Origin of the sequence: Staphylococcus caprae (genome assembly GCF_002902725.1) — a bacterium.
GTDB lineage: Bacteria > Bacillota > Bacilli > Staphylococcales > Staphylococcaceae > Staphylococcus > Staphylococcus caprae.
The window spans coordinates 1-6033 of record NZ_PPRT01000052.1 but is presented as its reverse complement, the minus strand read 5'-3'; the positions used below and the strand labels follow the sequence as shown (position 1 = coordinate 6033).

Annotated in this window: 8 protein-coding genes and 1 pseudogene; 7 read left to right on the top strand and 2 right to left on the bottom strand. The window is 27.0% G+C overall.

All coding sequences use genetic code 11. The features are described from left to right. Positions 1–229: 229 nt before the first annotated feature. Entirely contained in the window at positions 230–733 is a 504-nt protein-coding gene (locus CD155_RS10040) for a YdcF family protein (protein ID WP_180991836.1), read from the bottom strand. A 55-nt stretch (positions 734–788) separates the two neighbouring features. Between CD155_RS10040 and CD155_RS12960 the strand changes: the two genes are divergently transcribed. The 7 genes and pseudogenes from CD155_RS12960 (at position 789) to CD155_RS10005 (ending at position 5052) form a co-directional block, all read left to right on the top strand. Next, positions 789–1064 carry a hypothetical protein gene (locus tag CD155_RS12960; protein ID WP_103213244.1) on the top strand — a complete coding sequence of 92 codons (276 nt, stop codon included), beginning with the start codon at positions 789–791 and terminating at the stop codon, positions 1062–1064. A 318-nt stretch (positions 1065–1382) separates the two neighbouring features. Continuing rightward, positions 1383–2078: a lantibiotic protection ABC transporter ATP-binding protein gene (locus tag CD155_RS10030; RefSeq protein WP_103213243.1), complete on the top strand. Its 696-nt coding sequence runs from the start codon at positions 1383–1385 to the stop codon at positions 2076–2078. Position 2079: 1 nt separating this feature from the next. Continuing rightward, positions 2080–2844, top strand: coding sequence for a lantibiotic immunity ABC transporter MutE/EpiE family permease subunit (locus tag CD155_RS10025; protein ID WP_103213242.1), 765 nt, complete (start codon positions 2080–2082; stop codon positions 2842–2844). Continuing rightward, a complete protein-coding gene (locus tag CD155_RS10020) occupies positions 2834–3526 on the top strand; it encodes a BsaG family lantibiotic immunity ABC transporter permease subunit (RefSeq protein WP_103213241.1) in 693 nt (230 codons plus the stop codon). The genes CD155_RS10025 and CD155_RS10020 overlap by 11 nt, the downstream gene beginning before the upstream one ends. A gap of 354 nt (positions 3527–3880) precedes the next feature. Next, positions 3881–4566: pseudogene (locus CD155_RS10015) on the top strand (malate:quinone oxidoreductase); the annotation flags it as partial. Between the two features lie 39 nt (positions 4567–4605). After that, positions 4606–4686 carry an SE2200 family small protein gene (locus CD155_RS13130; RefSeq protein ID WP_305887950.1) on the top strand — a complete coding sequence of 27 codons (81 nt, stop codon included), beginning with the start codon at positions 4606–4608 and terminating at the stop codon, positions 4684–4686. Positions 4687–4917: 231 nt separating this feature from the next. After that, entirely contained in the window at positions 4918–5052 is a 135-nt protein-coding gene (locus CD155_RS10005; protein ID WP_002436888.1) for a beta-class phenol-soluble modulin, read from the top strand. A gap of 247 nt (positions 5053–5299) precedes the next feature. On the opposite strand, the gene CD155_RS10000 is transcribed toward CD155_RS10005, so the two are convergent. Next, a complete protein-coding gene (locus tag CD155_RS10000) occupies positions 5300–5872 on the bottom strand; it encodes a hypothetical protein (RefSeq protein WP_103213240.1) in 573 nt (190 codons plus the stop codon). Positions 5873–6033: the final 161 nt, after the last annotated feature.

Sequence of the window (6033 nt, the reverse complement as noted above, 5' to 3'; positions counted from 1 at the left end):
AATCAAATTAAATGGAACAACTTCTTATTAAAACAACGTTAAAGATTCTGACTTTGTATAGAACTGTATACTATTTTAACTTTGCAACAGAACCGTTAAATCTATTGAATCTTTAGCTCAATCTTCTATTGTATTAAACGTAACACATAGACATGATAAAAATGATTTTTCAAATAGTAAAGTTAAATTAATAGACTTTAGGCAATTTAATTAAGTTTCCTAAAGTCTATTATAATTTAATCAATGTGAAAATCATCCAAAATATGAGTAATATAACTATACATAAATGAAATATCCAATCCATTTTTAGTATTGCAACAAGTTCTCTAATAAAAGCATTAGTAAAAAAATAATTTTTTGTCTTACTACCTAAACTATAAAAGTGAGAGTATTTAAGTTTTTTAGCTATAAAGACTGCTCTCAATATATGATAATTATTTGAGCATATTATAACAGCAGCATTTTTTGAAATGAGATTTTTTGAAAATTTTAAATTTTCATACGTACTTTGTGATTTATTTTCGCATATTATTTGATTTTCATTTACTCCCTGTGCTATTAAATATTTTTTCATTGCTTGCGATTCTGAAATTCTTTCATCTTTACCTTGTCCACCGCTTAACAAAAATTTAGTATGCTTATCTTTTTTAGAATCCCAAAAATTTTTCCCAATATCTATCCTACTTTGCAAAAGAGGAGGTACTTTATCTTCTATTAAGCCAGATCCTAACACAATAATGTAACTTATACTCATATCAATTTTTCTTCGTGAATAAAATAGAGATAAAATGAAGCAACTAATAAATAAACTGAAAAAATATGTAAATAAGGACACTATAAAAATATGTATCACAAATATATATGCTGCTAAAGACTTATTTATAAAAAAAGACAAAGGGGAAGTAACTATAATCCACAATAACAATAGTGATAAACCGAAGCTTAAAAAATTTGATAATTTACTTCCTTCTTTTTCAAGAAGTTTTTTACTATTAAAAATTAAAAATGTTAAAAAAATTAAAATCGATAAAGACAATATAATAAACATAGTTGATATAGCATAAATACTAAAGTTAAACACTGCTAATATATAGTAAAAACAAAGTAATCCCAAAACAAGTTGTATTATAGCTACAATATAAATATTAAGTCTACTATGCTTTTTAAATAAAATTATAGTTATTATAACTAGAACCATTAAAAATAATATTAAAAGATACATATATATCTCCCTTATCTCTAATTATATTTTCTATAAATATACCACATTCTTTTATAACTATATAAAATTACATATTAGTAATTCTTACAATATTGTTAGGGTATATATACTTTTTCAATGTTAAACTTTAATAAATTAATTTTTAAAGGAGGAATAATTCTTGACTTATTATAAAATAGAAACAAGAAACTTGAATAAACAATTTAAAAAAGAAACTATTTTAAAAGACATTAATTTAAAAGTTTATCCTAATGAAGTTTATGGACTTTTAGGAATTAATGGAGCCGGGAAATCTACTTTGATGAAAATTATATGTGGAATACTGCCACAAACAAGTGGCGATATCTATTTAGATGGATCTCCTCTAACTAGAAAAGAGCTAACTAATATTGGTTCTTTAATAGAATCTCCTCCAACTTATAATCATTTAAGTGCACAAGATAATTTAAAAGTCGTAGCATTGAATGAAAATATAGATTTTAATGAAATATCTAAAGTACTTGAGCTTGTTAATTTAAATGTTGATCCCCAAAAAAAGGTGAAAAACTTTTCTTTAGGTATGAAACAACGATTAGGTATAGCTATGGCGCTAATAAAGAAGCCAAAGCTACTAGTATTAGATGAACCTTCTAATGGACTAGACCCCTACGGTATTCAAGAATTGAGAGAATTACTAAAAAGTTTAACAAATTTAAATACTAGTGTTATTATTTCTAGTCATATTCTTTCAGAAATACAACAGTTAGCTGATCATGTAGGTATTATCCATAATGGCAAGTTAGAATATCAAGAGGAAAATAAAACTGATGAAAATCTTGAAGAAGTATTTTTTAATATAACAAAAGGGGGTAAATAATATGAAAGAAATAAAAGCTGAAGTTTTAAAATTCAAAAATACTACAGCTATGTATGTATTATTTTTATCACCTTTATTCTTTTTAGGGTTTGCATTATTTACTGCTTTATTTGCTCAAAGTAGTCCTAATAAGGATGATATATCTCCATTTCTATCTCTGTTATTTAATCTATGGCCATACTTTGTTATGCCAATTATTATTTGTATCGCTTGTAGCTCAATGATTGGTATCGAAAAAAGAAATGGCTTATTCAATTATTATGTCAGTAATAACTGGTCAATTAATAAGATGATTAGAAGTAAAATATTAATTATGAGTATCGCCTTATTACTGCATACTATAATAATGTTCTTAGTAGCACTGACTGGAAATATGTTAGTGGGTGGGAATTCAATTAATTTATTTCTCATACTAGTCACATTATTTTTAGTTTTTTTTGTAGGTCTTCCGTTAATACCTATTAATTTTATTTTAGTAAAATGCTTTGGTGTATTTCTTTCTATTTTTTTAAATATTGCATTGACTTTAATCAGTATTATATTTATTACTATGAGTAAGTTCTTCTGGATTACTCCTTGGTCATATATTGGAAGAATACCACTAATCACTTTATCATTAAATCCAAATGGTACTCTTATGAGTAAAAATAGCTCATATTTCAATGATTTAAATTCGTTAGCATTAACTATAATAGTTAGCATAATCTATTTTTCTATTTTCTTTATGTCAAATAACAAGAAAAGTTGGAATATAAATGAAAAATGAACTGAAAGTAATTAATTTAAAATTCCGTACGGAAATACTAACCTATACCCCCACCCTTTTGACAATTTTTTATATTATTTTTATTAATCTTTATCTAAAAAACAACTGGAATTATACTTCGATTTCTCAGTATACTTCTAGCTTTAATGCTTTATCTTCTTTAATAATCGCTATTACTGTATATCAAGTAATACATTTTGAAGAAAGCATTGGCCATTTTAATCATATACTGGGTAAACCCAAAAGAAACTTATGGGTTTACGCAACACTCACATATATTTTTAGTAACTATTTATTTTGTCTATTAATCTCAACCATTAACTTTATTTTAATGTCTCAAAATTTAAAATTAACTTTATTTTATATAATTAGCAGCTCTTTTATGAATATAATTACAATACTTTTAATATTTACAATTAGCTTATTTACTAAAAGTATCTTTTCAATGGTCTCAGGAGTTGTAATTACAATATTTAATATATATTTTGGTGTAGAAGTACTTGGTGACAAATCTTGGTATTATATTCCAATTACGTATTCAACTAGATATACTTCTATGTTTATAAATAATTCAGTTCCTTTTCTTTTAACAATATCTATTTATGTTGTAAGCGTAGTAATAATTTTTACAAGCCTTTTACTATTAGTAAAAAAATGGTCAGGTAGAAGTGTTCAAGATTAAATTTCTACTTTCGCTAAAAATGAACGTTAATGAAAAAAGGAATATAGAAAAAAGAGCGTGTATTTACGCTCTTTTTTCTTTTCTTATTATTAAAAACTCATAATAGATTATTATCATCTGTTTTGGGACGCTATGAGAAGCTCTCATTTGCATCGAAGCAAGATTTATTAAACCAAATCATTATCACATTTAATTCTATAAATAGGGTTCTGTTGCAAAGTGAAAAATACTGTAATATAAATACAAAGAAATGCAAAAACAATCAAATTCAACAAATGGATTATTGTTAAAGTAACATTTACACTTTTAGATTTGTATAGAATTGTATACTAATTTTACTTTGCAACAGAACCATTCTTAATTTGTACTAATCCTGATATCATAGCTAAGCATGACGCTAAGGTATATGGTAAAGAGCCTAAAGGTACACCACCTATGACTGTACCTCACTTGGATACACGTTATATTGATGGTGAACGTACCCTATTATTTGGCCCATTTGCTAGTGTAGGCCCTAAATTCTTAAAAAATGGTTCGAATTTAGATTTATTTAAATCGATTAAACCATATAATATTTCAACACTTTTATCTGCTGCAGTAAAAAATTTACCTTTAATTAAATATTCGTTTGATTAAATATTAATGACTAAAGAAGGATGTATGAATCATTTACGTACGTTTTATCCATAAGCACGTGATGAAGATTGGCAGTTATATACTGCTGGTAAACGTGTACAAGTCATCAAAGATACACCTGAACATGGAAAAGGTTATATTCAATTTGGAACGGAAGTAGTTAATTCTAAAGATCACTCAATGATTGCTTTACTAGGAGAATCACCTGGGTCTTCAACTTCGGTTTCTGCAGCTTTAGAAGTACTTTAAAAAACTTCTCAGAATATGAATCAAAATGGACACCAAAAATCAAAAAAATGATACCATCTTATGGCCAATCATTAGTTAATGATATTGGCTTAATGAGAACTATTCGAAAACAAACATCTAAAGATTTAGAATTAAATTATTATGAAAACAAATAGAGTAAAGGAATGACAAATTTGAAAAAATAATTTGTAGTAATAGCTATTTGTACTATTGGTTATAGTGTACTTAAACGTTATCAAAAACATGTAAATAAAATACCAAATATTGAATACTAAATTTATATATAATCTCCAAGAGCATGATATTAATAACATCTTTTTATATTAAAAAAATGGATGGACAAATCAAAAATACCAGATTCTATTTAATATAGAGTCCGGTATTTTTTGTCATTGTTAATGATGTGATATATTAAAATAGTGTAAATTAGGTTTACAAATCATTCTAGAAATGGTATAAATTTATATGGTTACATCATTTTAATTTGTATAAAGGAGTGTGCATTTATGTCAGGTATTGTTGAGTCATTACATAATGCAGTAAATTCAGGTTTACATGTCAAACAAGATTGGGTAGACATGGGCTTTGGCATTGCTAATACAATTGCTAAAATCGTTGACCAAGTACTTAAATTTGTTTAACGTAACAAGGCATTCATCTACGACCTATAGAGGTCGTAGATGAATGCCTATTATTTTTATATATGATATAATCAGTGTGAAAAAACCAAGCATAGAAATGGCAATGAACCGTAGGGACTACGGTGATAGCTCGGGTAGTAAAAGACACCGCTGATAGCCAAGAAATACGTTATCAAGTATGCTTTGTTTCCGAGAAGCTCACACTTCAAGCGTTAAAACCGATAGGTTTAGCTAAGTGTTGAGTAGTTCACAATATATAGCTTATATTGATATAACTGTTTTTACGTTCAATAATTTCAGATAGTTTTTTAAATTCACTCATCGCTATGCCATTCTTTGATTTATTACTACTTTCATCTAATTCAGAAACATACCAAATACCATCTAAATCTTGGACGTAAAGGTAACCATTATTATCTGAGCCTCTGAATGGAATCAAACGTCCTTCTTCATCTTGATAACCTTGTAATTGATTATTTATATCGTACGTTAAATAATCAAAATTTCTAATATCTTCTTTTCGATAAGCTAAATAATACTCAGTTTCTTGAAAATCTCTAAATTCTGTATAAATGTGCCATTCAAAGCCATTAACCGTTTTAGTTTCCACCCTACTTTTATCCTTTGATGTTTCTTCTAATGTTAAACCTAAAAATAATATGGGTGTTCTATTTTGAATAACGGGGGTGAAATCATCATAACTAGGATAAGCGTTATATAGTACATTTCCTATACCGTCTATATATCCATCATGACCTACATATATTCCTTCGTATGTGCCGTTTGATTGCTCTTGAAAAATTGCTGTTCTTGTTCCCATTACGTACAACTCCTTTTTTATTATTTATTTATTTTTTTCTGTGTTGCAAAGCCACAACAACAAGTCGTCATGAGAGATGACAAGGGTATAAGCTAAAAAATTTTTCGACTGGCGTATGCCTCAAAGAAAAAATTTTTGCGCCTTGTCAGATCGAATAGACT